25 protein-coding genes are annotated in these 26,579 nt (G+C 72.5%); 17 read left to right on the top strand and 8 right to left on the bottom strand.

Annotation, left to right across the window (positions count from 1 at the left end):
* Nucleotides 1-93: 93 nt before the first annotated feature.
* The 3 genes from ACIBVL_RS07955 to ACIBVL_RS07965 all read right to left on the bottom strand — a co-directional run bounded on the left by ACIBVL_RS07955 (nucleotide 94) and on the right by ACIBVL_RS07965 (nucleotide 3,416).
* Nucleotides 94-1,539: an aldehyde dehydrogenase family protein gene (locus ACIBVL_RS07955; RefSeq protein WP_399093608.1), complete on the bottom strand. Its 1,446-nt coding sequence runs from the start codon at nucleotides 1,537-1,539 to the stop codon at nucleotides 94-96.
* Between the two features lie 109 nt (nucleotides 1,540-1,648).
* A complete protein-coding gene (locus tag ACIBVL_RS07960) occupies nucleotides 1,649-2,698 on the bottom strand; it encodes a LacI family DNA-binding transcriptional regulator (RefSeq protein ID WP_399093611.1) in 1,050 nt (349 codons plus the stop codon).
* A 61-nt stretch (nucleotides 2,699-2,759) separates the two neighbouring features.
* On the bottom strand, nucleotides 2,760-3,416 hold the full coding sequence (locus ACIBVL_RS07965; protein WP_399093614.1) for a TetR/AcrR family transcriptional regulator: 657 nt from the start codon (nucleotides 3,414-3,416) through the stop codon (nucleotides 2,760-2,762).
* Between the two features lie 118 nt (nucleotides 3,417-3,534).
* Here ACIBVL_RS07965 and ACIBVL_RS07970 point away from each other — a divergent pair, with 118 nt between their 5' ends.
* Nucleotides 3,535-4,095 carry an NADPH-dependent FMN reductase gene (locus tag ACIBVL_RS07970; RefSeq protein ID WP_399093617.1) on the top strand — a complete coding sequence of 187 codons (561 nt, stop codon included), beginning with the start codon at nucleotides 3,535-3,537 and terminating at the stop codon, nucleotides 4,093-4,095.
* A 73-nt stretch (nucleotides 4,096-4,168) separates the two neighbouring features.
* Here the strand turns inward: ACIBVL_RS07970 and ACIBVL_RS07975 are convergent, their stop codons facing one another.
* A complete protein-coding gene (locus ACIBVL_RS07975) occupies nucleotides 4,169-5,050 on the bottom strand; it encodes an LLM class F420-dependent oxidoreductase (protein ID WP_399093620.1) in 882 nt (293 codons plus the stop codon).
* Nucleotides 5,051-5,223: 173 nt separating this feature from the next.
* Between ACIBVL_RS07975 and ACIBVL_RS07980 the strand changes: the two genes are divergently transcribed.
* Entirely contained in the window at nucleotides 5,224-6,228 is a 1,005-nt protein-coding gene (locus ACIBVL_RS07980) for an FkbM family methyltransferase (protein WP_399093623.1), read from the top strand.
* Here ACIBVL_RS07980 and ACIBVL_RS07985 read toward each other — a convergent pair.
* The gene (locus tag ACIBVL_RS07985) at nucleotides 6,218-7,189 is read right to left on the bottom strand and encodes a TerC family protein (protein WP_399093626.1); all 972 of its coding nucleotides are present in this window, start codon (nucleotides 7,187-7,189) and stop codon (nucleotides 6,218-6,220) included. The two genes, ACIBVL_RS07980 and ACIBVL_RS07985, sit on opposite strands and share 11 nt — an antisense overlap.
* Before the next feature lie 250 nt (nucleotides 7,190-7,439).
* Here ACIBVL_RS07985 and ACIBVL_RS07990 point away from each other — a divergent pair, with 250 nt between their 5' ends.
* From ACIBVL_RS07990 to ACIBVL_RS08010, 5 genes are all read left to right on the top strand, one after another.
* Entirely contained in the window at nucleotides 7,440-8,414 is a 975-nt protein-coding gene (locus ACIBVL_RS07990) for an alpha/beta hydrolase (protein ID WP_399093629.1), read from the top strand.
* 153 nt (nucleotides 8,415-8,567) lie between these two features.
* A complete protein-coding gene (locus ACIBVL_RS07995; RefSeq protein ID WP_399093632.1) occupies nucleotides 8,568-9,560 on the top strand; it encodes a helix-turn-helix domain-containing protein in 993 nt (330 codons plus the stop codon).
* A gap of 172 nt (nucleotides 9,561-9,732) precedes the next feature.
* Nucleotides 9,733-10,881 (top strand): ABC transporter substrate-binding protein, encoded by a 1,149-nt coding sequence (locus ACIBVL_RS08000; RefSeq protein WP_399093635.1) that lies wholly within the window; start codon nucleotides 9,733-9,735, stop codon nucleotides 10,879-10,881.
* 87 nt (nucleotides 10,882-10,968) lie between these two features.
* Entirely contained in the window at nucleotides 10,969-12,231 is a 1,263-nt protein-coding gene (locus ACIBVL_RS08005; protein WP_399093639.1) for a sensor histidine kinase, read from the top strand.
* Nucleotides 12,228-12,878, top strand: a complete 651-nt coding sequence (locus ACIBVL_RS08010) for a response regulator (RefSeq protein ID WP_399093642.1) — start codon at nucleotides 12,228-12,230, stop codon at nucleotides 12,876-12,878. Before ACIBVL_RS08005 ends, ACIBVL_RS08010 begins: the two co-directional genes overlap by 4 nt.
* 51 nt (nucleotides 12,879-12,929) lie before the next feature.
* Here the strand turns inward: ACIBVL_RS08010 and ACIBVL_RS08015 are convergent, their stop codons facing one another.
* The gene (locus ACIBVL_RS08015; protein WP_399093645.1) at nucleotides 12,930-14,426 is read right to left on the bottom strand and encodes an MFS transporter; all 1,497 of its coding nucleotides are present in this window, start codon (nucleotides 14,424-14,426) and stop codon (nucleotides 12,930-12,932) included.
* 65 nt (nucleotides 14,427-14,491) lie between these two features.
* Here ACIBVL_RS08015 and ACIBVL_RS08020 point away from each other — a divergent pair, with 65 nt between their 5' ends.
* Nucleotides 14,492-14,947 carry a MarR family winged helix-turn-helix transcriptional regulator gene (locus tag ACIBVL_RS08020; RefSeq protein WP_399093648.1) on the top strand — a complete coding sequence of 152 codons (456 nt, stop codon included), beginning with the start codon at nucleotides 14,492-14,494 and terminating at the stop codon, nucleotides 14,945-14,947.
* 187 nt (nucleotides 14,948-15,134) lie between these two features.
* On the top strand, nucleotides 15,135-15,704 hold the full coding sequence (locus tag ACIBVL_RS08025; RefSeq protein ID WP_399094833.1) for a hypothetical protein: 570 nt from the start codon (nucleotides 15,135-15,137) through the stop codon (nucleotides 15,702-15,704).
* A 97-nt stretch (nucleotides 15,705-15,801) separates the two neighbouring features.
* Here the strand turns inward: ACIBVL_RS08025 and ACIBVL_RS08030 are convergent, their stop codons facing one another.
* Complete coding sequence (locus tag ACIBVL_RS08030) at nucleotides 15,802-17,190, bottom strand: glycoside hydrolase family 43 protein (protein ID WP_399093651.1); 1,389 nt, start codon at nucleotides 17,188-17,190, stop codon at nucleotides 15,802-15,804.
* Between the two features lie 205 nt (nucleotides 17,191-17,395).
* On the opposite strand from ACIBVL_RS08030, the gene ACIBVL_RS08035 reads away from it, so the two are divergent.
* The 4 genes from ACIBVL_RS08035 (at nucleotide 17,396) to ACIBVL_RS08050 (ending at nucleotide 21,078) form a co-directional block, all read left to right on the top strand.
* Entirely contained in the window at nucleotides 17,396-18,820 is a 1,425-nt protein-coding gene (locus tag ACIBVL_RS08035) for an amidase (RefSeq protein WP_399093654.1), read from the top strand.
* Between the two features lie 20 nt (nucleotides 18,821-18,840).
* The gene (locus tag ACIBVL_RS08040; RefSeq protein ID WP_399093657.1) at nucleotides 18,841-19,065 is read left to right on the top strand and encodes a hypothetical protein; all 225 of its coding nucleotides are present in this window, start codon (nucleotides 18,841-18,843) and stop codon (nucleotides 19,063-19,065) included.
* A gap of 137 nt (nucleotides 19,066-19,202) precedes the next feature.
* The gene (locus ACIBVL_RS08045; RefSeq protein ID WP_399093660.1) at nucleotides 19,203-20,585 is read left to right on the top strand and encodes a flotillin family protein; all 1,383 of its coding nucleotides are present in this window, start codon (nucleotides 19,203-19,205) and stop codon (nucleotides 20,583-20,585) included.
* A 46-nt stretch (nucleotides 20,586-20,631) separates the two neighbouring features.
* Nucleotides 20,632-21,078, top strand: coding sequence for a type II toxin-antitoxin system PemK/MazF family toxin (locus tag ACIBVL_RS08050; protein ID WP_399093664.1), 447 nt, complete (start codon nucleotides 20,632-20,634; stop codon nucleotides 21,076-21,078).
* Here ACIBVL_RS08050 and ACIBVL_RS08055 read toward each other — a convergent pair.
* Nucleotides 21,063-21,899, bottom strand: a complete 837-nt coding sequence (locus ACIBVL_RS08055) for a TIGR02452 family protein (protein WP_399093667.1) — start codon at nucleotides 21,897-21,899, stop codon at nucleotides 21,063-21,065. The two genes, ACIBVL_RS08050 and ACIBVL_RS08055, sit on opposite strands and share 16 nt — an antisense overlap.
* A gap of 298 nt (nucleotides 21,900-22,197) precedes the next feature.
* Between ACIBVL_RS08055 and egtA the strand changes: the two genes are divergently transcribed.
* From egtA to egtD, 4 genes are read left to right on the top strand one after another with little or no spacing between them, the layout of a single operon-like run.
* Nucleotides 22,198-23,511 carry an ergothioneine biosynthesis glutamate--cysteine ligase EgtA gene (gene egtA, locus ACIBVL_RS08060; RefSeq protein ID WP_399093670.1) on the top strand — a complete coding sequence of 438 codons (1,314 nt, stop codon included), beginning with the start codon at nucleotides 22,198-22,200 and terminating at the stop codon, nucleotides 23,509-23,511.
* Nucleotides 23,508-24,827, top strand: coding sequence for an ergothioneine biosynthesis protein EgtB (gene egtB, locus ACIBVL_RS08065; RefSeq protein ID WP_399093673.1), 1,320 nt, complete (start codon nucleotides 23,508-23,510; stop codon nucleotides 24,825-24,827). Before egtA ends, egtB begins: the two co-directional genes overlap by 4 nt.
* Nucleotides 24,827-25,618 (top strand): ergothioneine biosynthesis protein EgtC, encoded by a 792-nt coding sequence (egtC, locus tag ACIBVL_RS08070; RefSeq protein WP_399093676.1) that lies wholly within the window; start codon nucleotides 24,827-24,829, stop codon nucleotides 25,616-25,618. The genes egtB and egtC overlap by 1 nt, the downstream gene beginning before the upstream one ends.
* Complete coding sequence (egtD, locus tag ACIBVL_RS08075; RefSeq protein ID WP_399093679.1) at nucleotides 25,615-26,577, top strand: L-histidine N(alpha)-methyltransferase; 963 nt, start codon at nucleotides 25,615-25,617, stop codon at nucleotides 26,575-26,577. Before egtC ends, egtD begins: the two co-directional genes overlap by 4 nt.
* Nucleotides 26,578-26,579: the final 2 nt, after the last annotated feature.

A 26,579-nucleotide genomic window follows, 5' to 3' on the forward strand; every position in this document is an offset into this window, starting at 1 on the left:
CCATTCTTTGCGCGCCCGCCCCCCCCCCCCCCCCCCCGGGGGGGGGGGGGCCCCCCCCCCACCGCCGGGCAGGCGGGACTTTCACAACACGCCCTAGAAGGGGTACGGCGCGACGTCCCCGCGTACCGTCGTCCAGCGCACGTCGGTGAAGGCCTCCAGGTTGGCCTCGCCGCCGAAGCGGGCGCCGGTGCCGGAGGCGGCGACGCCTCCGAAGGGAGCGACGGCCTCGTCGTTCACCGTCTGGTCGTTGATGTGGACGATACCGGTGGGGATGCGTTCGGCGAGGTCCAGGCCGCGGGCGGAGTCGCGGGTGACGATGCCCAGGGAGAGGCCGTAGGCGCTGTGGGCGGCCAGGGCGGCGGCCTCGTCGGGGGTGCTGAAGGGGCGCACGGGGGCCACCGGGCCGAAGACCTCCTCGGCGTACGCGGGGGTGTCGTCGTCGACGCCCGCGAGGACGGTCGGCCGGTAGAAGAGGTTGTCGTGGTGCCCGCCCGCCGCGAGCTTGGCGCCGGCGGCCGTGCTGGCCTCGACCAGGCCGTGCACCTTGGCGAGCTGACCGCCGTCGATGAGCGGGCCGAGGTGGACCTGCGCGCGGTGCGGGTCGCCGACGGCGAGGGACTCCGCCTTGGCGGCGAGCCGCTCGACGTACTCCTCGTAGAGAGAGGCGTGCACCAGGTGGCGGCCGGTGGTCATGCAGATCTGGCCCTGGTGGAAGAACGAGCCCCAGGCGGCCGTGGAGATCACGGCGTCGAGGTCGGCGTCCTCCAGGACGATCAGGGCGGAGTTGCCGCCCAGTTCCAGGTGGGCGCGCTTGAGGTGGCGTCCGGCTGCCTCGCCGACCGCGCGCCCCGCGGCGGTGGAGCCGGTGAAGGAGATGACGGGGACGCGCGGGTCGGCCACGAGCGCGGCGCCCGTCTCAGCGCCGCCCGGCAGGACGTGCAGCAGCCCCTCGGGCAGTCCGGCCTCGGCGAAGACCGCGGCGAGGGAGAGACCGCCGCAGACCGCCGTGCGCGGGTCCGGCTTCAGGACGACCGCGTTGCCGAGCGCGAGGGCGGGCGCGACCGAGCGGATGGAGAGGATCAGCGGCGCGTTGAACGGGGAGATCACCCCGACCACCCCGACGGGGACCCGCCGGGTGTACGACAGCCGGGGCGCCTCGCTGGGCAGTACCTGGCCGGCCGGGCGGGAGGCGAGGGCGGCGGCCTCGTAGCACTCCTGGGCGGCGACGTGGAGTTCGAAGTCGGCCTTGCCCGGGATGGAGCCGGACTCGCGGACGATCCACTCGCGCAGCTCCTCGGCGTGCGCGGCGAACAGGTCACCGGCCTTGCGCAGCACCCCGGCGCGGACGAAGTGCGGGAGGCGGGCCCACTCGGCCTGCGCGGCCCGGGCGGCCTCGGCCGCCGGGGCCACGTCCTCGGCGGCGGCCAGGACGACCGTGCCGAGCGTCTCGCCGGTGGCGGGCTCGGTGACGGTGTGCTCCCCGCCCGTCAGGGCGCGGGACGGCGAGGTCTGCCAGGTCTGGGGGTCGAGCAGCGGCATGGATGGCTCTCCGATCGGTGACCCGCGGGACGCACGGCTCACAGGGGAGCAGAGGTCCCATCTGGTTGAGCATGCAACATCCTAGTCCTGTCAGATGACAAGCCCCTGGTCAACTCGATTCGCGGTGCACGATACTTGCTCCGTACAGGTCGTGCGACTCGGGCTCGGCGCTCGGGTTGCGCACCGCACGGTCGACGATGGAGGCCAGGTCGCGGCCCGAGGGCAGCGCTATGCGGACCGTGCTGAGCCGGGGCCGCAGCAGCCGGCCGAGCATCAGGTCGTCGGCGCCGATGACGGCCGTGTCCTCCGGGACGCGTATCCCCTCGTCCTGCAGGGCCCGCATCAGCAGCATGCCGTATTCGTCGTTGTAGGTGAACACGGCGTCCAGACCGAGATCCGTCCAGCGGGCGGCGAGGGCGGCCGCGGACTCCTCCGTGTAGGCCAGGGACAGCTCGGTGACGGCCGCGTCGGTGCCGTGCAGGGCCTCGCGGGCGCCGTTCAGGCGGGGCCCGGAAAAGATCTCCAGGCCGGGTTCCGCGGGCACGACGACGCCGATCCGGCGTCTGCCGCGGGCGTACAGGTGCTCGGCGGCGCTGCGGCCGACGCCCGCGTGGTCCAGGAGCAGCGCGTGGGCGCCCTCGACGGGCACGGCGCTGAGGGTCACCACGGCCCGGGCGCCGGACCGCTTGAGGACGGCGACCCCTTCGGGGCCGATGCCGGGGCCGGGCACCAGCACCGCCACGGGCCGCAGTTCGGCCCAGGCCCGGGCGGCGTCGTCGCCACGCAGACCGGTGGCGCCGTACTGGACGACGGTGTAGTCGAGGCGGCTGAGCGCGCCCTGGAAGTCGTGCACGAACTGGCTGTAGAGCGGGCCCGCCGGGACGGGCAGGGTGGGCATCAGGACCATACGGCTGTGTCCGGCGCGCAGGCTGCGGGCTGCCGCGTGCGGCACGTACCCGAGCTCCTTGGCGGCCTCGTGGACCCGGCGGCGGGTGGGCTCGCTGATGCGTACGGCGCTGGTGTTGTTCAAGACGTAGGAGACGGTCGCGCGCGAGACGCCGGCCAGGCGGGCCACGTCGGCGCTCGTGGGCACGGAGCGCGGCGCCGGCGACTTCGTCGGCGTGGGCGTGTTGGGTATCTGCACCATGACGTACGGCATCTTGGCAGAAGCTGTGAGTGGGGGCCGCGCGGGGGGCACGGGTCGGCGACCCCCGGCCGGCTCAGGGCCGAGGGGCCGTCACCCGGTCCACCAGGTCGCTCCAGCCGTCCTCCAGCCGCGCCAGGGGCACCCCGCGCTGCCGGGTCAGATGGTGGACCAGGGCCGGGTTGAGGTAGCCCATCAGCGTGTGGGCGAGGAGTTCGTGGTCCGCGCGGGGCAGCGCCTGGCGCAGGAGCAGCAGCAGGTGGCTGTGGTGGACGCGGTGGACGGGCAGCGAGTAGCGGCGGTCCGGGCCGGGCTCGGCCGCCAATTGCAGGTCCAGCTGGTCGACACAGCGCCGCAGCATGGCGGTGCCGAACGCCCGCAGCCGCTCCACGGGCGGCGCGCCCGGGCCCAGCGGCGGGGGGCCGCTCAGGAAGGCGGCCTGCATCTTCTGCTCGGAGTGGTCCAGAAGCGCCGTCAGCAGTCCGGTGCGGTCGCCGAAGCGGCGGAAGACCGTCCCCTTGCCCACGTTCGCCGCGGCCGCCACCGCCTCCATGGTGACCCCGGCCACGCCGTGCTCGGCGATCAGCCGGGCGGCGGCATCCAGCAGCCGGGCGCGGTTGCGGGCCGCGTCGGCCCGCAGGCACGGCTCGTCGCCGGTCGTCCCCAGCTGGAGCAGCTCGGGCTCACCGGTCCTCTCTTCGGGCTCCGGGCGTGGGGGCAGAAGCATGGACATGAACTCAGCGTAAAGCACTGGGAATGAAACTGGACCGCGGTCCGGTTAGGGTGCTAGAACATTAAACGGACCTCGGTCCGGATCGTAAACGCCGTGTTTCAGCTTCCTGGGAGTTCCCATGTCTGTCCGCATCCTCGCGCTCGTCGGCAGCCTCCGCGCCGGTTCGACCAACCGCCAGCTCGCCGAGGCTGCCGTCAAGGTCGCTCCCGAGGGCGCCGAGGTCGAGCTCTACGAGGGCCTGGCCGATGTCCCGTTCTACAACGAGGACATCGACGTCGAGGGCAGCGTCCCGGCCGCCGCCGCCAAGCTGCGCGAGGCCGCGCAGGCCGCCGACGCGTTCCTGCTCTTCTCCCCCGAGTACAACGGCACGATCCCGGCCGTCCTGAAGAACGCCATCGACTGGCTGTCCCGCCCGTACGGCGCCGGTGCCTTCGGCGGCAAGCCCGTCGCCGTGGTCGGCACCGCCTTCGGCCAGTTCGGCGGCGTGTGGGCCCAGGACGAGGCCCGCAAGTCCGTGGGCATCGCCGGCGGCAAGGTCATCGAGGACCTCAAGCTCTCCATCCCGGGCTCCCTGACCCGCTTCGCCGAGACCCACCCGGTCGACGACGCCGAGGTGGCCGCCCAGCTGACCGAGGTCGTGGCCCGTCTGCACGGCCACGCGAGCGAGGTCGCTGCCTGACGTCCGGGACGTCCCAAGGGGCCGTGGCGCAGCCGCCGCGGCCCCTTCGCCGTGTCCCGGTACGCGCCGCCCCTCAGTCCAGCTCGGCCAGCCGCTCCACGGCCGGGGCCACGAACCGCTCGATCCAGGCGGACGTCTCCCCCAGGCGGGGCGCGAGGATCACCGTGTCGATGCCGAGCTTCGTGTAGCCGGTCAGGTCGCGCAGGAAGGCGTCGAGGTCGCCCTCGGTGGCCGCCTCGCCGGAGTAGGTGATCGTCTTCAGTACGGTGTCGTAGTCCCGCCGCTCGGTCTCGCAGTGGCCGCGCAGGACGCCGAGCTTGTGCCGGACCTCCTCGGGCGAGGAGGCGAACAGGTTGCAGGCGTCCGCGTGCCGGGCGACCAGCCGCAGCGTCTTGCGCTCGCCCATGCCGCCGATCAGGATCTCCGGGCGCGGGGTACTGACGGGCGCCGGGACGCACAGGGTCTCCGCCAGCCGGTAGTGGCGGCCCTCGAAGGGCCCGTTGTCCGCCGGGTCCCACATCCGCAGACAGATCCGCAGGGTCTCCTCCAGCCGCTCGAACCGCTCGGCGAGCGGCGGGAACGGCACGCCGAGCCCCTCGTGCTCACGGTCGTACCAGGCCGCGCCCAGGCCCAGGGAGGCCCGTCCCCCGGAGAGCACGTCGAGCGTGGTGGCGATCTTGGCGAGCAGACCGGGGTGCCGGTAGGTGACGCCGGTGACCAGGGCGCCGAGCTTCACCGTGGAGGTGTGGGCCGCGAGGAAGGCCAGGGTCGTGTACGCCTCCGGCATGGGCTCCTCGGCGCCGCCGTTGAACTCCATCTGGAAGTAGTGGTCCATCACCGACAGCCGGCTCACCCCGGCGGCCTCGGCGGCCCGCCCGGCCGCGGCGAGCTCGGCCCCGAGCGCGGGCGCGCCCCCGGAGTTCCCGAACTGGTTGATGTGCACACCCACGCGCATGTCCGTCTCCACTCCCGCGGCGCCTTGACCGATCCTGGTGACGCTAGACCTTGGAGCGCTCTCGAAGTCAAGGCTGCCGGTCGGGGACGGCGCGCGTTTCCACTGGGTAACCAGTTGCCCAATGTCGTCCAAGGCGCAGACCGCGGCCCACCTCGTCTGATAAGGCTTGAGGGATGCAGACCCTTTATCGACGACTGCTCGAACTGATGCCCCGTATCGGCTTTCAGGTGACCGACCTCGGCCCGGGTACGGCGGTGGTGTCCCGGCGCGGCGGCCCCTACCAGGTGACCGACGTCGGCCAGGGGACGAAGGTGCTCTCCCGACGCGGCGGCCCGTACCGGGTGACCGGTGTGGACAAGGACACCTGGATCCTGCGGCGGACGCGCGACGGTGCCCGGAGCGAGGTGTCGAAGAAGGGCGTGGTTCCGCTCGGCGACACCGGTGCCGTGCTCCTCATGGAGGACCCGGAGCACCAGGACGAGCGCAAACTGCAGCTTTCCGCTGCCGAGTACCTGTGCGTCCAGCATGTCACCGCCATGCTCCAGCTGTACGGCGTCAACTGCGTCTTCGACGTCGGCGCCAACACCGGCCAGTACGCCAAGCGGCTGCGCAGGGCCGGGTACACCGGTCGGATCGTGTCCTTCGAGCCCACGTCCGAGACGTTCGCCAAGCTGGAGAAGGCCGCCGGGAACGACCCCGACTGGCGGGTGTACCAGTGCGGACTCGGCCGGGAGGAGACGACCGCCGAGATCCACAAGAGCTGGATGACGATGAATTCGCTGCTGCCGCCCAGCGACTACGGCAAGGACCGCTACAGCCGGTTCAAGAAGTCCGACACCGAGGAGATCCGCATCCGCCGCCTCGACGAGGTGATGGACGAGGCGCTGGACGGCCTCGCCGACCCCGTGCCGTATCTGAAGATGGACACCCAGGGCTACGACCTGGAGGTGTTCGCCGGGGCGGGCAAGCGCGTCGGGGAGTTCGTGGGCATGCAGTCCGAGGTCGCGTGTCTGCGGCTGTACGAGGGCAGCCCGGGAATGGCCGAGGCGGTCGCCGCGTACGAGGCGGAGGGCTTCGGCATCACCGGGATGTACCCGGTGACGCGCGAGGCGACCACCGGGCGCGTGATCGAGTTCGACTGCGTGATGATGCGGGCGGAGGCCGCGCCTAAGGCGTAGCGGCCGCCTGTGCCTCCTGTTCCCGCCGCTTGGCCGCCCGCAGGCTGGTGACCGTCGTGACCGCGAGGACCAGCACGATGAAGCCGAGCGAGACCGGGATGCCGATCTCGGGGACGTGGACGCCGGACTCGTGCAGCGCGTGCAGCAGCAGCTTGACGCCGATGAAGCCCAGGATGATCGACAGGCCGTGGCTGAGGTGCACCAGCTTCTCCAGCAGGCCGCCGATGAGGAAGTACAGCTGCCTGAGGCCCATCAGCGCGAAGGCGTTGGCGGTGAACACGATGTACGGGTCCTCGGTGAGCCCGTAGACGGCGGGGATGGAGTCGAGGGCGAAGAGCACGTCGGTGGAGCCGATCGCGAGCATCACGACGAGCATCGGGGTCATGACCCGCTTGCCGTCGCGCTCGATCCACAGCTTGGTGCCGTGGTAGCGGTCGGCCACACCGAAGCGCTTCTCCACCGCCTTGAGCAGCTTGTTCTCCTCGTACTCCTCCTCGTGCCCGCCCTTCCTGGCGTCCTGGACCAGCTTCCACGCGGTCCAGATCAGGAAGGCGCCGAAGAGGTAGAAGACCCAGGAGAACGTGGAGATGATCGCCGCGCCGGCGGCGATGAAGAGCGCGCGCAGTACCAGCGCCATCAGGACGCCCACGATCAGCACCCGCTGCTGGTACTGCGGGGGTACCGCGAACTTCCCCATGATCAGGACGAAGACGAAGAGGTTGTCCACGCTCAGCGACTTCTCCGTGATGTACCCGGCGAAGAACTCGCCCGTCGGCCTCCCGCCCCCGAAGAGGAACACCCCTAGCCCGAAGAGACAGGCCAGCACCACCCAGACGATCGTCCAGGTGCCGGCCTCCCTCACCGAGACCTCGTGGGGTTTGCGGCCGATGAGGAAGTCGACGGCGACGAGCGCGCAGAGGGCGGCCACGGTCAGCAGCCAGACGGTGAGGGAGACGTTCACTGGGTTACTCCTGATGCCTGTGTGGGGAGGGGAAATCGTTGTCACGACGGCCGCGCGTTTCCACCCCTCACAGGTGAACAAGAGGTCATGCCCAGGCAAGGTGCGGAGCCGAGTGGAGGGCGCGGGGAGGGCGCGGGGGGGCCACCCGCCATACGGCGGGCAGGTTCCGCCGGACGGCGGAGCTCCGACGGACGGCTGATGTGCGGATCATGGCCGCACGAGCCGCCGCGTTTCCACGTGAGGAGAAGCCATGACGCCCATTCCCCCGCCGTTCGATCCGGAACTCGCCGCCGCGCTGGAGCTGATCAAGGAGATGATCCAGCCGGGGATGGCCCCCGAGGACATCGAGACCGTCCGGCAGGGGCCGGGCATCGCGATGATGGCCGACCTGGACCTGACCGTGGGCGGTGCCTTCGAGGCCGAGGACCGGACGGTGCCGGGGCCCGCGGGCTCCCCCGACATCTCGCTGCTGATCTGCCGTCCCACCTCGCCGGCCCCCGACCGTCCCCGTCCGGTCGTCTACCACGTGCACGGCGGCGGCATGGTCATCGGCAACAACCGGGTCGGCGTGGACGTGCCCCTGGAGTGGGCGCGGGAACTGGACATGGTCGTGGTGTCCGTGGAGTACCGCCTCGCACCCGAGCACCCGCATCCGGCACCGGCCGAGGACGTGTACACCGGTCTGCTGTGGACGGCGGAGCACGCCAAGGAGCTGGGCGGGGACCCGGAGCGCATCCTGATCGCCGGTGCCAGCGCGGGCGGTGGACTCACCGCGGCGCTCGCCCTGCTGCTGCGCGACCGGGGCGGCCCGCAGCCGATCGGACAGATGCTGCTGTGCCCGATGCTTGACGACCGCAATGACACCGTCTCCTCCCACCAGATGGCGGGCATCGGCATCTGGGACCGCACCGCCAACGCGACCGGCTGGGGCGCGCTGCTCGGCGAGCGGCGCGGCGGCCCGGACGTCTCCCCCTACGCGGCGCCCGCCCGCGCCGAGGACCTCGCCGGGCTGCCCCCGGCCTTCCTCGACGTCGGCTCCGCCGAGACCTTCCGGGACGAGGTCGTCGCCTACGCCTCCCGGATCTGGCAGGCCGGCGGAGTCGCCGAGCTGCATGTCTGGCCGGGCGGCTTCCACGGCTTCGACGGGTTCGCCCCGCAGGCCACGCTGTCGAAGTCGGCGCGGGCGGCGCAGCTGGACTGGCTGCGACGGCTGCTCGCGGAGTAGGCCCCGGAGCGGGGTCAGCGGCAGGAGAACTCGACGGGACCGGCGTTCACCTCGACGGTCCCGTCCGGGTGCAGAACCGCCGGCGCTCGGTTGTCCGGTCCGGCTTCGACGGCGGGACTCCTCATCGACGTACGCGTGGCGCATGATGGCCGTATGAAAGAGCTGGCCGGGCGTCTGACCGCACTGGACCCCGACGCCGGTGCCGCCGTGCAGGTCATCGCCTACTTCGACCGGCTGGCCGAGGCGCGGGCCGGAGTGGAGGCGCTGGTGCGCGGGGCCGCCGTTCTGGCCGGGGTGCCCGCGCGGCTCGTCGACGCCGACCGGCGGGTGCGGGTCCGGGTGGAGGCCGACGGCGCCCGGCGGGACTCGGACCTGCCGCCGGACCCGGGGTGGCCGTCCGCCGCGCTGACGCCGGGCGGTGCGCCCGCGCTGTGGCTGGAACGCGCCGACGCCGCACCCAGCGTGGTCGACGCGGTGATCCTGGAACGGGCCGCCGGAGCGGCGCGCCTCGTCCTGGACCGCACACGCGGTCGGGCCCCGCTCGACGATCCCGCCCTGGTCGAGACCCTCCTGGACGCCACGGCCGCCGAACCGGCCCGTCTGCACGCGGCCCGGCGCCTCGGCCTCGACCCCCTCGCCCCCGCCCGGGCCGTCGCCACACCGGGCGGGCGGCCCCGGGTCGTCCCCTCGGAGCGGCCCGCCCCCGGGGCACCCGGCGTCCGGACCGGTGTCGGTCCCGCCGTGGCCGTCCTCGATCTGCCCCGTTCCTGGGACGCCGCCCGTACCGCGTTGCGGTTCACCGCCGAGGGGACCGCGCAGGACCCCGGGCCCCGGGTCGTGTACGCCGACGAGCTGGGCGGGATCGCCCTGCTGGCCGAGCTGGTCGTGCCGGGCGCCGAGCCGCCGCCGGACGTAACTGCGGTGGAGGCGGCCGCCGCGGACGCGCCCTGGCTGCTCGGCACGCTGTACGCCGTCACCGCGACGGCGAGTCTGCGGGCGGCGGCGGCCGAGGCCAATGTGCACCACTCCACGCTCCAGGACCGGCTGGCCCACGCCGAGCACCTGCTGGGCTGGCCGGTGCGTACCCCGCAGGGCCGGCTGCGGCTGCACCTCGCGCTGACCATGCGGCGGCTGGCACGGCCGTAGAGCCGTGCCCCGCAGGGGGTGTTCAACCGTTCGGTTGAACGGGGATTCCACCGGACGCCTGTCATCCGGTCCGTCCGGACGACGCGCGGCACAGCTCGGGCACAGCAGAATCGGCAGCGACCGCGGCGCCCGGTCCCCCACCCCCCTCAGAGATCAGAGAGGTCTCCGCACCATGCCCAGCTCTCCCAGCAGAAGGCGTGTCCTCGCGACCGGCGCGGGTGCCGCCCTCGGCCTCGGCGCCCTCGGCACGCCCCCCGCCTCGGCGTCCCCGGCAGCCGCGAAGCCGGCGTCCTCCCGGCACGCCTCCGGTGCCGAGGAGACCCGGTCGCTCGACGAGCTGTACCAGGCCGCCCTCGCGGAAGGGGGCAAGCTCGTCATCTACGCCGGAGGGGACACCCCGACCCAGCAGGACGGCACCAGGGCGGCCTTCCTCAAGGCCTTCCCGGACATCGACCTCACGCTGATCGTGGACTACAGCAAGTACCACGACGTGCGCGTCGACAACCAGTTCGCCACCGGCACCCTCGTCCCCGACGTCGTCCAGCTGCAGACCTTGCAGGACTTCGTCCGCTGGAAGTCCCAGGGCCGGCTGCTGCCCTACAAGCCCGCCGGGTTCTCCAAGGTGTACGACGCCTTCAAGGACCCGCAGGGCGCCTGGGTCGCGATCGGCGCGATCGCCTTCAGCTTCATGTACGGGACGGCCGCGGTCGGTTCGGACGCGCCGCGCACCCCGCTGGACCTCGTCGACCCCAAGTGGAAGGGGAAGATCGCCTCGTCCTACCCGCACGACGACGACGCGGTCCTGTTCCTGTACTCGCTGTACGTCAAGCACTACGGCTGGGACTGGGTGGCGAAGCTGGCCGCGCAGGACGTGCGGTTCGCGCGCGGCAGCAACTCCCCCGGTGAAGCCGTGCGCGCCGGCACCCACGCCATCGGTGTCGGCGGCTCCGGGGCTCCCCTGGCGACCGGACCGGTGAAGTTCGTCCTGCCGGACGGCGCCCCCTTCATGGCCTGGGGCCAGCGGGCGGCGATCCTCAAGGCGGCGAGGAACAGCACGGCCGCCAAGCTGTACCTCAACTGGCAGCTGTCCACGGCCACCCAGCGCAACTCCTTCAGCGGCTGGTCGGTACGGACCGACATCACTCCCCCGACCGGGCTGAAGCCGGTCTGGGAGTACCCCAACGCCAACGTCGACGGCTTCCCCCGCTTCATGTCGGACCGTGCCGAGGTGGAGCGCCTGAAGCAGACCTTCGCCCTGTACTTCGGCGAGGTGAAGGGCGACCCGACACCGGGCTTCCTCGGGCTGCACCCGGGCGCCTAGGACCGGAGGCGGACGGTATTCACACCGTCCCTCGACGGATAGACTCGGACCCCCTGTTCGAACAGATCATCGTCCAAGGGGTCCGTCGTGTCCGATCGCGCTCCCGTCCGTACCCTTGCGAGGGCCGTCCGCGGGAGCCGGCCGACGCCCGCCCTCCTCGCCCATGTGACGTTCTTCGTCGTGGTCGGCGCCGGGCTGGTCCGGCTCGTGCAGCTGAGGATCGGGCTGTGCTTGGAGATCGTCACCGTCAGCGGGCTGCTGGCGCTGGTGTACGCGGGCGGGCTCGCCGCCGGGACGCGGCTGGGGCGGATCGGCGGGCATCTGTGGGTCGCGGCGCTGCTGGGGCTGTGGACCACGCTGGTCCTCCTCGCTCCCTACTCCCTCACGGGCGCCTATGTGTGGGGCGCCCTGCCGCTGGCCTGTGCGGCGCTGCGGGTGCTCGAGAGGCGGGCGGCCGGGGTGACGGTGGCCGCCCTCACGGTCGTACTCGCCGGGCAGCTCGTCCGCAGCGCCGGGCGGTTCGATCCGGAGATCGTCCTGATCCCGGTGGCGGCCGTGTGGGGCACGGTCGCCCTCTACCGCTCCCAGCAGCGTGACTCCGCCGAACGGCTGCGTCTGGTCGAGGAGTTGCGCGGGACACGCGATGTCCTGGCCCGGCAGCAGCGGCAGGCCGGGATGCTGGCCGAGCGGGCCCGGATCGCCCGGGACCTGCACGACACGCTGGCCCAGGAACTCTCCGGCGGCGTCATGCTGTTGCAAGCGGCCGACCGGGACTGGGACGCGCGCCCGGAGGTGGCGCGCGCCCGGATGCGGGCCGTCGCCGACGGGCTGCACGCCAATCTCGCCGAGACCCGCAGGATCATCCGCGACCTGACACCGTCCGCCGTGGACGAGGCCGGTCTCGAGGGAGCGCTGCGGCTGCTGTGCGCCCGGGCCGAGGCGGAGGGCGCGGCGGCCCGGGTCCGGTTCAGCACCGTCGGTGCGCGGCAGCCGGCTCTCGACGCGCGTGCGGCGGCGACCCTGTTCCGGGTCGCGCAGAGCACGCTGGCCAATGTGCGCGAACACGCGCGCGCGGTGAACGTACAGGTCACCCTGCAGGCCCAGGCGGACCGGGTGGAGCTCGAAGTGCGGGACGACGGCGCGGGGTTCGAGGCCGGCCGCACGGGCATCCCGTCCCAGGCCGCCCGGGGTCTCGGACTGCCCGCCGCCCGGGCGCGGCTGCGCGAGTGCGGGGGCGACCTCGACGTCGGCAGCTCGCCGGGTCGCGGGACGTGTGTGCGGGCGACGGTGCCGACCCGGTCGGAGAGCCGCCCGGGCGCCCGCCCGGCCGTCCGAGCGGCCGCCCGGTGAGCGGCCCTCCGTTGCGTCTGCTGGTCGCGGACGACCACGCCGTCGTACGGGCCGGGCTGCGCGCGCTGCTGGAGGGGGCACCGGACCTGGAGGTGGTCGCCGAGGCGGGGTCCGGGGAGGAGGCCGTACGGCTCGCGGTACGGCTGGCGCCGGACGTGGTGCTGATGGATCTGCGGTTCGGCGGCGGGGGCGGGCCCGGGATCGACGGGATCGAGGCGGTGCGCAGGCTCGCGGCCGAGGCGCCGGGGATCCCGGTGGTGATGCTGACGAGTTACTCGGGCCGGGCCGACGTCGTGCGCGCGCTGGAGGCGGGGGCCCGGGGGTATGTGCTGAAGGCGGGTCCGCCGGATGAGCTGTTCCGGGCGGTACGGGGTGCCGCCGCCGGTGCGCTCGGACTCGCGTCGGAGGTCGTGGGCGAGCTCGTGGCTCAAGCCCCGTCGCCCGAGCGGGAGTTGAGCGGGCGGGAGGTCGAGGTGGTGCGGCTGCTGGCGGAGGGGCTGAGCAACCGGGCGATCGCCGAGGCGCTGTTCCTGAGCGAGGCGACGGTCAAGACGCATCTGGTGCGCGTGTACCGCAAGCTCGGCGCGGACAACCGGGCGGCGGCGGTGTCGGAGGCGGTGCGCAGGGGGTTGCTGGACCTCGCGTGACACGGCGCGGGGGGGGCGTCCGTTGGTGCGGACGCCCCCCCGCGCGGTGTCTCAGACCTTGGCCTGCTCGGGTTCGGCGGCCGGGTCCGTCTCGTCCTTGCCCGCCGCGACGGCGCGGGCGGCCGGGATGACGGCCGCGATGGCCGCGGAGACCAGGGCGAGGGCGCCACCGACGAGGAGCGCGGTGCGGAAGCCGTCCTCGGAGGCGAAGGTGTAGCCGCCCATGGTCGTGGTCATCTGCGAGAGGATCACGCCGATGACGGCGGAGCCGATCGAGGTGCCCAGCGAGCGCATGAGGGTGTTGAAGGCGTTGGCGGCGGCGGTCTCGGTCAGCGGCACCGAGCTCATGATCAGGGCGGGCATGGCGCCGTAGGCGAGGCCCACGCCGCCGCTGGTGATGAGCGTGACCAGCATGACGCCCCAGGCGGAGCCCATCAGGGCCAGGGAGACGAAGTAGCCGGCGGCCAGCACCAGGGCCCCGCAGACCAGCGTGAACTTCGGGCCGCGGGCGTTGGTGAGCTTCCCGCCGAGCGGTGAGACCAGCATCATCATCAGGCCGCCCGGGGCCATCCACAGACCGGCCGCGAGCATCGACTGGCCGAGGCCGTAGCCGGTGGCCTCCGGGAACTGCAGCAGCTGCGGCATCACCAGCATGCTCGCGTACATGCCGAAGCCGATGAAGACCGAGGCGAGGTTGGTGAGGAGCACCCGGGGGCGGGCCGTGGTGCGCAGGTCGATCAGCGGGTCGGTGGTGCGCACCTCCCACACGCCCCAGCCGACGAGCGCCACGACGGCGCCGGCGAACAGGCCGAGCGTGGTGCCGTCGGCCCAGCCCCAGTCGGCGCCCTTGGAGACACCGAGCAGCAGACAGACCAGGCCGACGCCGAGGCCGATCGCGCCGGGCAGGTCGAAGCGCTGGCCCTTGGCGCCGGCGGGGACGTCCGGGACGAGCGTGAAGATCAGCACCGCGACCACGGCGGCCAGGGCGGCGGAGCCCCAGAACAGCACGCGCCAGTTCGCGTACTGGGCGACCGCGGCGGCCAGCGGCAGGCCGATGGCACCGCCGATGCCCATGGAGGCGCTGACCAGCGCGATGGAACCGCTGAGCTTCTCGGCCGGTACGACGTCCCGCAGCAGGGCGATGCCGAGGGGAACCATGCCCATGCCCATGCCCTGCAGACCGCGGCCCACGATCATCGTCACGACGTCGGAGGCGAGGGCGCACACCACCGAACCCACGACGAGCGGCACCGAGCAGGCGAGCAACATCCGGCGCTTGCCCACCAGGTCGCCGAGACGGCCGACGACCGGTACGCAGACGGCCGCCACCAGCAGGGTGACGGTGATCACCCAGGCCGCGTTCGAGGAGGAGGTGTCCAGGATCTGCGGCAGCTCGGCTATGAGGGGCGTGACCAGCGTCTGCATGATCGCCGCCGTGGTGCCGGCGAAGGCCAGTGTGGCGATCACGGCACCTGAGCGGGCCGGGGGCTGGGGAGCGGGGGCGTCCAAGGGGGACTCCTCGATGAAGTGTGCAGGAAGGATGTGCATCGTACATGCCGTGTGTATCAAGCACATGATGTGGTCCCTGCACACCCGTATGCCAGGATGACCCCATGGAGACGCCCACCCATGAGGTCGAGTACGAGCAGATGCTGCTCAGCCGTCACACGTTCCTGAACCAGCGGGGCGGCCGCCGCAAGAACAGCCTCATGGAGCGCAGCGCCTACATCCTGCTGAGCCGGATCAGGGTCCAGGGGCCGATGTCGATCGGGGAGCTCAGCGAGGCCTTCGGCCTGGACGCCTCCACCCTGAACCGGCAGACCGCGGCGGCGATGCGGGCCGGCTTCATCGAGCGCATCCCCGATCCCGAGGGCGGGGTGGCCCGCAAGTTCCGGCTCACCGACGAGGGCATGCGACTGCTGGACGCGGAGCGGGAGGGGATCGTCGAGATCCTGGACCAGGTGATGAACGACTGGTCGGACGACGACATCGCCGCCTTCGCCGGCTACCTGCGGCGCTTCAACAACGGCATCGAGGCCATCGGCGGCCGCCCCTGGCCGCGCCCGTAGCGGCGTACGTCGGCTCGGGCGGGCGTGAGTTCCCCGGCCCGATGCGCCGGGTGGAGCGCCGTTCACGGGCGGGCGGGCCGGGGCATGCTCGCTGCCGGGGCACTCGTCACCGCACGGCGCCCCGCAGGGTGTCCGGGGGAACCCGGGCCGACCGGACCTGACGCAGGGGGGAAGATCCGTGGGGTGGATGACCGAGCAGTTCGGGGAGTCACACGAAGGGATCGCGGGCGCGGTTCTCGCCGGGGGCGACGAACCCAAGCCGGTGTACCTGGGCTTCGGCGGCGGCACGGACAGCGGTGTCGAGACCGGCGAATGGTGGGCCTACGACGGTCTCTCGAACCGGCCGAGGGCCGCGGCCTTTCGCGCGGCGTGCGCGTGCGGCTGGCGGGGCGAGTCGTATCCGATCGACTGGGAGGAGCCGGCGGACGGCCCCCGGCCCGACGTGGACACCGGTGACGCGTACCGCGACTGGAGTGAGCACATCCGTGCCGTGGAACGCCGGACCGTCCCCCTTCCCGACGAACTCACCCAGCTGATGGACCAGTTGGAGGACCTGCTGGCCGCACTGGCGGAACAGGCCCCGGTCGCCGCCCTCAAGGCCGCGACCGCCCTGGAACGCCTCACCGCCGACATCGCCCAGGAGGCGGCCTACGCGATCCAGGAGGACGAGGTGCCGTGGGAGAGGATCGGCACGGCCCTGGGCCTGAGCCCGGACCGGGCCGAGTCACTGCTCACGCACTACCTGCTGCGCCCGTAGGGCGGCGGTCACTTGCCCGGGAACGCCAGGGGCGCGGTGTTGACCTCCTCGGCGCGGGTCCGCGGCGGGCCGTGCGGCCCGGGCACCTGGTGATCCGTCACGCCCAGGCGGTCACCGGCACGAACGAGCTGTCCTGGCGGAAGAGATCCGTCCCGTCCGAGCGCTCCACGCGCAGTTGGTAGTTGTAGTGCCGCAGGTAGTAGCCCGGATAGTTGTACGACTCGAAGCGCACCGCTCCGCTCGTCGTGCCGGTGCGGGCGACGAAGGTGGCGTCCTTGGCGAACGTGGAGGTGCCGTCGTTCGCGTCGAAGCGGGCGCGGAAGTCGTAGTGGCGCAGGTAGTTGCCGGCCGCGTCGCGGAAGGAGTAGCCGTTGGAGTCGGCAAGGCCCGCGACGACCGTGAAGGTGGAGGCCTGCTTCTCGGCGGTGGTGCTGGAGCCGGTGACCACCGGGAGGTTGAGGAGGGAGGACTGCTCCTGCCAGTAACGGGTGGAGTAGTTGGCCGACCGGAAGGAGCGGGTGGCGTTCTTGGTGATGCTCGGGCCGCCGGACACCGTCTCCTTGACGACGGTGAAGTGGCGGGCCGTGCCCGAGATCGCCGGCAGGGCCTTGGGCGCGCTCCAGGTGGCGAAGGTGTCGTAGCTGTCGCTGTAGTAGTAGTTGCCGTCGCCGTAGCCGTCGAAGAAGATCCGCCACGCGCCGTTGTCGAGCTGGATCACCGAGGGGCCTTCGCGGTAGCTGCCCCAGCCGGCCCAGTCGCCGGTCCTGGAGATCGTGTAGGGGCCGGTGAGGCTGGACGCGGTGGCGTACTCGATGTACTTCGCCGTCTCGTTCTTGGTGAAGGCGTGGTACGTCGAGCCGGTCTTCACGATGTACGTGTCGATGTGATTGGAGCCGATGCCCGAGAGGGCGACCGGCGAACTCCACGCCGTGAGAGTGGAGTTGGTGGCCTTCAGCAGATACGGCGTGAAGATCCACTCGTCGCTCGTCACCGAGCAGGACACGATGATGTTGACGCTGCCGTCGCTGTCGACGAACCACTCCGGCGCCCAGGCACGGGAGAGGCTGGCGATCGGGACGGTGTAGTCGTACAGGAAGGTCCAGTTGACCCGGTCGGAGCTGCGGGCGAAGCCGATCGTGGTGCTGACGTCCTGCCAGGTGTGGGTGGTGTAGGTGAGGTAGTAGTAGCCGTTGGTGTGCTTGAAGACGCTCGCGTCACGGATGCGGTTGGCGGGCGGGGTGTACGCGGAGGACTGCACCAGCCGGAAGTCGGTCGCGTCGTCGGACTGGTAGACGTTCACCGTGCCGTCGTTGCTGTTGAGGAACGGCACGATCGTGTACCGGGTGGCGGAGCCGCTCGGGGGTGCGGCCGCGGCGGCCGTGCCGAGAAGCCCGGGCAGCTCGCCCAGGGCGAGGGCCGAGACGGGAAGGGCGGCCATCGCCCGGAGCAGGGCGCGGCGCGAGGGCGCGGGGGGACGTGTGGTCACGGGCGGCTCTCCCTGGGACTCGTGCATTATTCGTACGTCCGACATGTCGAACAAGGTTCGAGAAGTCGTGCAGAAGGTAGAGGCGAGGCAGGTGCACGTCAATGGTTTCAACACGCCCGGACGCCACCTGTGCGAAACCTGTCCGGCTCCGCCCGTTCGGGAGTTACTCTCCGGTAGACGCCATGCACCCGGAGGTGATCCCGCCATGACGCTCGACCGTGCCCAGGGCCTGGCCGAGTCCGCCCGCGCCCTGTCCGCCGGGGAGGTGACCTCCCGTCTGCTCGTCGAGCAGACGCTCGCCCGCATCGCGGCCACCCAGGACACCCTCAACGCCTTCCGGATCGTCCGGACCGAGGCCGCGCTCGCCGAAGCCGAGGCCGCGGACCGGGAACTGGCGGCGGGCGTGCGCAAGCCCCTGCTGGGTGTGCCCGTCGCCGTCAAGGACGACATGGACGTGGCCGGTGAGCCGACCGCCTTCGGCTGCGCGGGCACGCACCCGGCGGTCGCCGCGGACGGGGAGGCGGTACGGCGGCTGCGCGCGGCCGGAGCCGTCATCGTGGGCAAGACCAACACCTGTGAGCTCGGTCAGTGGCCGTTCACCGAGGGTCCGGCCTTCGGCGCGACCCGCAATCCGTGGAACACCGAGCACACCCCCGGCGGCTCCTCCGGCGGCTCGGCGGCCGCGGTGGCGGCGGGCCTGGTGCCGGCCGCGCTGGGCTCGGACGGCGCCGGTTCGGTCCGTATCCCGGCCTCCTGGACGCATCTCGTCGGCGTGAAGCCGCAGCGCGGCCGGATCTCCACCTGGCCGCGCGGCGAGTCCTTCCAGGGCATCACCGTCAACGGCACGCTCGCCCGCACGGTCGCCGACGCCGCGCTGCTCCTCGACGCGGCGAGCGGCAACCACGACCTCGACCCGCACCGGCCGCCCGCGATCGACGCCTCGGCGGCGGTGGGCCGCGACCCCGGCCGGCTGCGGATCGCGCTCTCGCTGACGCCGCCGTTCACCGCGGTGTCCGCGCGGCTCGCGCCGGAGGTGCGGGTGCGGGTCGTCGAGCTCGCCGCGCGCCTCGCCGACCTGGGACACGAGGTCGAGGAGGCCGACCCGCCGTACGGGCGGATCGGACTCACCTTCGTGCCCCGGGCGACCGCGGGGATCGCCGAGTGGGTGGCCGAGGCACCCTTCCCCGACCTCCTCGACCCGCGCACCCGGGGCGCCGCCCGGCTGGGCCGGCTGCTCGCCGGGGCACCCCTGCGGGCGGCGCGGCGCGCCGAGGAGGTCCTCCACCGCCGTATCGGCGCGTTCTTCACGTCGTACGACGTCGTCCTCGCGCCGACCACGGCCACTCCCCCGCCGCGCATCGGGGCCATGATGCACCTGGGCGGATTCGCCACCGACCGCGCGATCATCGCCGCCTGCCCCTACGCCTGGCCGTGGAACGTGCTGGGCTGGCCCGGCGTCAACGTCCCCGCCGGCTTCACGCCGGCCGGCCTGCCGGTCGGGGCGCAGTTGCTCGGCCCCGCCCACAGCGAGCCGCTGCTGCTGTCGCTCGCGGCGCAGCTGGAGGCGGAGCTGCGCTGGCACGAGAGCCGGCCGCCGGAGACGGCGACCGCGGAAACCCCGGCGGTGTGACGGCGTTCGGCCCCTACTCTGTGACCATGGACGATACGTCGATGGTCGGGCTCATGGGGCGGGTCACCGGAACGGTCGGGCCCGGGCTCGTCGGCGAGGTGATCGTCCGCGTGCGCGGCGGCGCCGAGCACTTTCTCGCCTATCCCGCTTCCGGCACGGACCGCATCGAGCGCGGGACGATGGTCACGGTGGTGGAGTACCTGCCGCCGCGGACCGTCTACGTCTCGGCGATGTACGGCGGTTGAAGCCGTGTGTGCCGGTTCGGCACCGTGTGTACCAAGCGGGCAACAGCGGTTCACCGTGTCTGTACACGGCTCGTGCGCGGGCTCACACTCCCGTTTACGTTCGGTGCCCCGAGGGGCACCCCGCACTGGGGGAGTGCATGCTCATGGAAGTCGGATTCATCGTCGGGGCGGCGGTCGCCGCCGTCCTCGTCGTGATCGGCGCCTTCAAGTCGATGTGGCGTGTCGCGGAGCCCAACGAGGCGCTCATCATCTCCGGTTCGAAGCACAAGCTGGAAGGCCTCGAGGAGGGGATGGGATTCCGCATCGTCACCGGGCGGGGCACGCTGGTGACGCCCGGTATGCAGGCGGTCCGCAAACTCTCGCTCGACCTCAACCAGACGGAACTGCACGTCGACTGCGTGACCCACCAGGGAATTCCGCTCAAGGTGCGGGGCGTGGTCATCTTCAAGGTGGGCGACGACTTCGTGTCGATCGCCAACGCGGCCCGCCGGTTCCTCGACCAGCAGAAGCTGATGGCGGAGCGCGTGCACACCGTGTTCGCCGGTCATCTGCGGGCCATCGTGGGCGGGTTGACGGTCGAGGACATGATCCGCGACCGGGAGAAGCTGACCGGGCAGGCCCGTGCCGCGTGCGGCACGGAGATGGAGAAGCTGGGCCTGATCGTGGACTCGCTGCAGATCCACGAGATCGAGGACCCGACCGGGTACATCAAGAACCTGTCCGCCCCGCACCTGGCGGCCGTGCGGCGGGACGCTCGTATCGCTCAGGCGGAGGCCGACCGGCTCGCCACCGAGGCCGAGCAGCTGGCCTTCGGCCGGATGGCGGAGGCCACCCGGGACAGCGAGATCCTCAAGGCCGGATACCAGGCCGAACAGGACAAGGCCGCGGCCAAGGCCCGGCAGGCCGGGCCGCTCGCCGACGCCGCGGCCCGCCAGGAGGTCGTGGTCGAGGAGACGCGGGTCGCCGAACTCGAGGCGCGCCGGCGCGAACAGCAGCTCCAGGCGGACGTCCGCAAGCCGGCCGACGCCAAGGCCTACGAGAAGCGGACACTGGCCGAGGCCGAACGCGACGCCCTGATCTCGGTCGCCGAGGCCAAGGCGGCGGAGACCCGGGCCACCGGTGAGGCGGAGGCCGCCGCCACCCAGGCGAAGGGCCTCGCGCAGGCCGAGGCGAACCGGGCCAAGGGGCTCGCCGAGGCCGAGGCCATCAAGGCCCGTGCCGCCGCCCTCGCCGAGAACCAGGAGGCCGTCGTCGCCCAGCAACTCGCCGAGAAGTGGCCGGAGATCGTCCAGGCGGGCGCCTCCGCGTTCGGCAACGTCGACAACATGGTGCTGCTCAACGGCGCCGACGGCATGGCCGATCTGTTCGCCAAGGCACTCACCATGGGCGGGACGGGGCTGGGTCTCGCACGCCAGCTGCTGGCGTCCATGAACCAGAACGGGCAGGCGCCGGGCGGGACTTCGCCCCTCAACGGGGTCGCCGTCCCGCCGTCGCAGAAGGTGCCGGTCGAAGGGGAGTGACCCACTGGTGAGAGGTGCTCACGAGGGCAGCCCGTAAGGTGCCCCCGTGAGCACCTCTACCGATGGATACGTCCCGGGCCGCTTCGGCCCCACCGCCACCACCGAGGCCGACCCGCGCCAGGTGGGCCGCGTCCGTACGGAGTACTCGCCCGCCCACGACGGCGACCCCGACCCCGGTGAGATCGTCTGGACCTGGGTGCCCTTCGAGGAGAACGACGGCCGGGGCAAGGACCGTCCGGTGCTCGTCGTAGCCCGTGAGGCGGGCGGCACCTTCCTCGCCGTACAGCTCTCCAGCAAGCGCCACGACGGCGACCGGGAGTGGGTCTCGATCGGCAGCGGGCCCTGGGACACCTCCGGGCGGGACTCCTGGGTGGACGTCGACCGCGTGCTGCGACTGCACGAGGACGGTATGCGCCGCGAGGCCTGCGCGCTGGACCGTATGCGCTTCAACCTCGTACGCCATCGGCTGCACGAGCGTTACGGCTGGACCTGAGCCGACCTGTCCTCGAACGCCTTCTCGAAGGCGCCCCGCACCACACCGCCCGGCGTACGGTCCAGCACCCCGAACACCACGTGCTCGAACGTGCGCCCGAACCGTCCGCCGGGAGCGAGGAGCGCCCGGAACGCCTCCGCCACCTGCGCGGGGTCGTTGCGGAACACCCCGCAGCCCCAGGCGCCCAGCACCAGCCGCCGGTAGCCCTGCGCGGCGGCCGTCTCCAGGACCCGCTCGGCACGGACGGCGAGGGCGCGGGGCAGTTCGGGCGCACGCTCGGGCGCCCTGCGAAGCACCACGCCCGCGTTCGGCGCGGCGGCGGTCAGGAAGCCGGCGGTGTACGGCTCGTCCAGTAGTCGGCCCCGGTCGTCACGGAAGACGGGCACGGCCGGTGAGTGGATGACCCGATCGGTGTAGAACGGGTCGCGGTGGGCGCGGTGATGGTCGTAGAACTCCCGGGCCTCCAGGAGGCAGGCGTACAGCGCGGAGGCGCGGCACAGTGCCTCCTCCTGTGCCTGCGCGCCGTTCAGAAAGCCGCCGCCGGGGTTGCGGGCGGAGGCGAAGTTCAGGACGGCGACCGGGACGTCCGCGAGCCGGCGGGCGGCCTCCAGGCTGCTCTCGCCGGTGACCTCGACGGCCGTGGCCTCGACGGCGGGGGCGTCCGGCACCCGGACCGGTTCCGGCCCCACCATCCTTGTCCCCGCCCGGGCCGCCCGGACGGCCTCCGTGAGGGGCACCTCGCGCCCGTGGGACGCGCGGTAGCCGCCGGCCGCGACGATCTCCTCCGTCTCGCGGGCGATCCCCCGCAGCCGGGCGCTCATGGCGCCACCCCCGTGGACTCCGTGACGGTGCGGATCTCCCCCGTTGTCGTACTCATGCACGCATCGTGAGCGCTGACGGACAGGCGGTGCAACGCGTTTTCCCAGGGCCGGAACGCGCGGGGAACGCCCAGGGAACAGCGTGCAACCAGCACGGATTCGAAGCTCCACGGACCTTTGTGCACCGATTTGTACCCTTGTGTGTTTTGGGTCGAGGGTCTTGGGTGGGACAGATGTGATGCCTGCCCGGCGGCCCCGAAGCCGGTCCGGTGGCATGGTGGAACCTCAGGAGGATCCCGATATGTCCGATTCGGTCAGCGACTGTCCCGACAGTCCCGGCGACTGTATGGAGCACCGCGACACCCTTTCCGAAGCCGAGGTCGAGGCCCTGGTCAGGGGCATCTGCTTCAAGACCGGTCCGCCCCGGACGCTCGGCGTCGAACTCGAATGGCTCATCCACGAGCTGCACGGTCCGCGGCTCCCGGTGACCCCCGAACGGCTCGAAGCGGCCTACGCCGCTCTGCGGACCGTGCCCCTGGAGTCGGCGCTCACCGTCGAACCCGGCGGCCAGCTGGAGCTCAGCTCGCCGCCCGCCGCCTCCCTGACGGAGTGCGTGGGCACCCTCTCCGCCGACCTGGACGCCGTCCGCGCCGTCCTGCGCGAGCACGACCTCGTCCTCGCCGGCTTCGGCACGGACCCCTGGCAGCCCCCCCGCCGGTTCCTGCGCGAGCCGCGCTACGACGCCATGGAGACCTGCCTCGACCGCACCGGCCCCGCCGGCCGCGCCATGATGTGCACCTCGGCCTCCGTCCAGGTCTGCCTGGACGCCGGGTACGAGGAGCCCGGCCCGCTGGGGCACGGGCGGCGCTGGTGGCTGGCGCACACGCTGGGCGCCGTCCTGGTGGCGGCCTTCGCCAACTCCCCGCTCCTCCACGGCGAGCCCACCGGCTGGCAGTCCACCCGGCAGCTGCTGTGGATGGAGATCGGAGCGGGCCGCGCGGGCGCCCCCGCCCTGGACGGCGAGCCACGCGACGCCTGGGCCCGGCATGTGCTGGACGCACCGGTGATGTGCGTACGGCGCGGCAGCGGGCCCTGGGACGTGCCCGAGCGGCTGACGTTCCGCGAGTGGACCCGGACGGGCGAGCCGACCCGGGCGGACCTCGACTACCACCTGACCACGCTGTTCCCGCCGGTCAGACCGCGCGGGCACCTCGAACTGCGCATGATCGACGCGCAGCCCGGCGACGACGGCTGGATCGTGCCGGTGGCGGTGGCGACGGCGCTCTTCGACGATCCGGAGGCCGCCGAGTGCGCCTACCGCGCCGTGAAGCCCCTGGCCGAGCGGGCCCGGCCGCAGCCCGCCCCGCACAACCCGCTCTGGTCCGACGCGGCCAGATACGGCCTGGCCGACCCGGAACTGCACGAGACCGCCGTCGCCTGTTTCACGACGGCCCTCGGGGCCCTGCCCCGCCTCGGCGCCACCGACGCCGTCGTGGAAGCCGTCGCCGCCTACCGGGACCGCTATGTGCTCAAGGGCCGCACGCCCGCCGACGACCAGCTCGACCGCCTGCGGGGCACGGACACCCGCGCGTACGGGAAGGACCTCCGCCGATGACCACCGAGCCCACCCTGGACGCCGACACGCTGCGCGAGCGCGCGCTGACCACCCTGACCACCGCCCGCGCGCGCACCACGCTCCTGACGACCTGCGTCGAGGACCCCGACCTGACCGCCCAGCACTCCCCCCTGATGTCCCCGCTGGTGTGGGACCTCGCGCACATCGGCAACCAGGAGGAGCTGTGGCTGCTGCGCACGGTGGCCGGCCGTGAGGCGATGCGTCCCGAGATAGACGGCCTCTACGACGCCTTCGAGCACCCGCGTTCCGAGCGGCCCTCGCTGCCGCTGCTGCCGCCCGCGGAGGCCCGCCGGTACGCGGCGGAGGTGCGCGGCCGGGTGATGGACGTGCTGGAGTCGGCCGACTTCCACGGCACCCGGCTCACCGAGGCCGGCTTCGCCTTCGGAATGATCGCCCAGCACGAACAGCAGCACGACGAGACGATGCTGATCACCCATCAGCTCCGCACGGGCCCGCAGGCCCTCACCGCCCCGGACCCACAACCCGCCCCGTTGTTCACCGGACCGGCGGAAGTCCTGGTCCCCGGCGGCCCGTTCACCATGGGCACCTCCACCGAGCCCTGGGCGCTGGACAACGAACGCCCCGCGCACCAGCGCGAGGTGGCGCCCTTCCACATCGACACCACCCCCGTCACGAACGCCGCGTACCAGGCGTTCATCGACGAGGGCGGCTACGAGGACGAACGCTGGTGGACCAGGGAGGGCTGGGCGCACATCCGCCGGCACGGCGTCCACGCCCCGCTGTTCTGGCACCGTGACGGCGGGCAGTGGCTGCGCCGGCGGTTCGGAATCACCGAGGTCGTGCCGCCCGACGAGCCGGTGCTGCACGTGTGCTGGTACGAGGCCGACGCCTACGCCCGCTGGGCCGGGCGCCGGCTGCCCACCGAGACCGAGTGGGAGAAGGCGGCCCGCTTCGACCCGGCGACCGGCGGCTCGATGCGCTACCCGTGGGGCGACGCCGATCCCGCGCCCGAACACGCCAACCTGGGCCAGCGCCATCTGCGGCCCGCCCCCGCCGGAAGCTACCCAGCCGGTGAATCCCCTCTCGGGGTACGCCAGTTGATCGGCGACGTGTGGGAGTGGACGGCCAGCGACTTCACGCCCTACCCCGGGTTCCGGGCGTTCCCGTACAAGGAGTACTCGGAGGTGTTCTTCGGCCCCGAGTACAAGGTGCTGCGCGGCGGTTCGTTCGCGGTGGACCCGGTGGCCTGCCGGGGCACGTTCCGCAACTGGGACTACCCGATCCGGCGGCAGATCTTCTCCGGCTTCCGCACCGCCCGCTCGGAGACGGTCTGATGTGCCGCCATATCGCCTGCGTAGGACCCGCAGAGCCGCTCGGCCGGGTCCTCGTGGAGCCCCCGCACAGTCTGTACCGCCAGTCGTGGGAGCCCCGTCGGCAGCGGTACGGGACGGTCAACGCCGATGGTTTCGGGGTGGGTTGGTACGCCGAGGGCGACCCGTTGCCGGCCCGGTACCGCCGCGCCGGACCCATCTGGGCGGACCTGTCCTTCGCCGACCTGGCGCGGGTCGTGCGCTCCGGGGCGCTGCTGGCCGCCGTACGGGACGCGACCCTCGCCGGGGCCGACGCGGAGGCGGCCGCGGCCCCGTTCGCCGCCGGGACCTGGCTGTTCAGCCACAACGGGGCGGTGCCGGGCTGGCCGGACCGTCTGGCCTCCCTGGCCCGCTCCCTGCCCGCGGCCGACCTGCTGTCGATGGAGGCCCGCAACGACTCCGCGTTCGTGTGGGCCCTGGTCCTGGCCCGGCTGCGGGCCGGGGACACCGAGGGCCAGGCGCTGGCCGACACCGTGCTGGAGGTCGCGGCGGCGGCTCCCGGCTCCCGGCTCAACCTGCTGCTCACCAACGGCGAGTCGATCACCGCGACCGCCTGGGGCGACACCCTCTGGTACCTGACGGAGCCCGGCGGCCGCACGGTCGTGGCCTCCGAACCGTACGACGACGATCCGCGCTGGCGGGAGGTCCCCGACCGCACCCTCCTCGCGGCGAGCCGCAGCGAGGTCCTGCTCACCCCGCTGAAGGATCCGACCACGGACGCGGCACCCGTACCCCCCAAGGAGACCCGCACGTGAGCCCGTTCCAGATCACCCGCACCCTCCCCGAGGACGCCACGGACGCCGCCCTGCGCGCCGACGTCGGCAAGGGCCTCACCACCACCCCGAAGACCCTCCCGCCAAAGTGGTTCTACGACGCCCACGGCAGCGAGCTCTTCGAACAGATCACCGAGCTGCCCGAGTACTACCCGACGCGCGCCGAGCGCGAGATCCTCGTGGACCGCGCCGGCGAGATCGCCGCCGCCTCCCGCGCCCGCACGCTCGTCGAACTCGGCTCGGGCTCCTCGGAGAAGACCCGCTATCTCATCGACGCGCTGACCGGCCTGCACACGTACGTGCCCGTCGACGTCAGCGACAGCGCCCTCACCCAGGCCGGGCTCGCCCTGATCGCCGAGCGGCCCGGGCTGAACGTCCATGCCCTCATCGCCGACTTCACCAGGGAAGTGGCCCTGCCCGACACACCGGGCCCGCGCCTGCTGGCGTTCCTCGGCGGCACCATCGGCAACCTGCTGCCGGCCGAGCGCGCGGTGTTCCTGGCCTCGCTGCGCGCCCTGCTGGCCCCGGGCGACGCGCTGCTGCTCGGCACGGACCTCGTCAAGGACGAGGGGGTGCTGGTGCGGGCGTACGACGACGCGGCCGGGGTGACGGCCGCGTTCAACAAGAACGTCCTGGCCGTCGTCAACCGCGAGCTGGGCGCCGACTTCGATCCCGGCGCCTTCGACCACGTGGCGCTCTGGGACGCGCGTCACGAGTGGATCGAGATGCGGCTTCGCTCGCGCACCGAGCAGACCGTGAAGATCCCCGCGCTGGACCTGGCGGTGGACTTCACGGCCGGCGAGGAACTGCGCACGGAGGTGTCGGCGAAGTTCCGGGAGGACGGAGTGCGGGCCGAACTCGGTGGTGCGGGACTGGAGTTGACCCATTGGTGGACGGATCGTGAGGGCCGTTTCGCGCTGTCGCTGAGCACCGTCCGCTGAAG

Source organism: Streptomyces sp. NPDC049687 (assembly GCF_044465285.1).
In the GTDB taxonomy this organism is placed as follows: Bacteria; Actinomycetota; Actinomycetes; order Streptomycetales; family Streptomycetaceae; genus Streptomyces.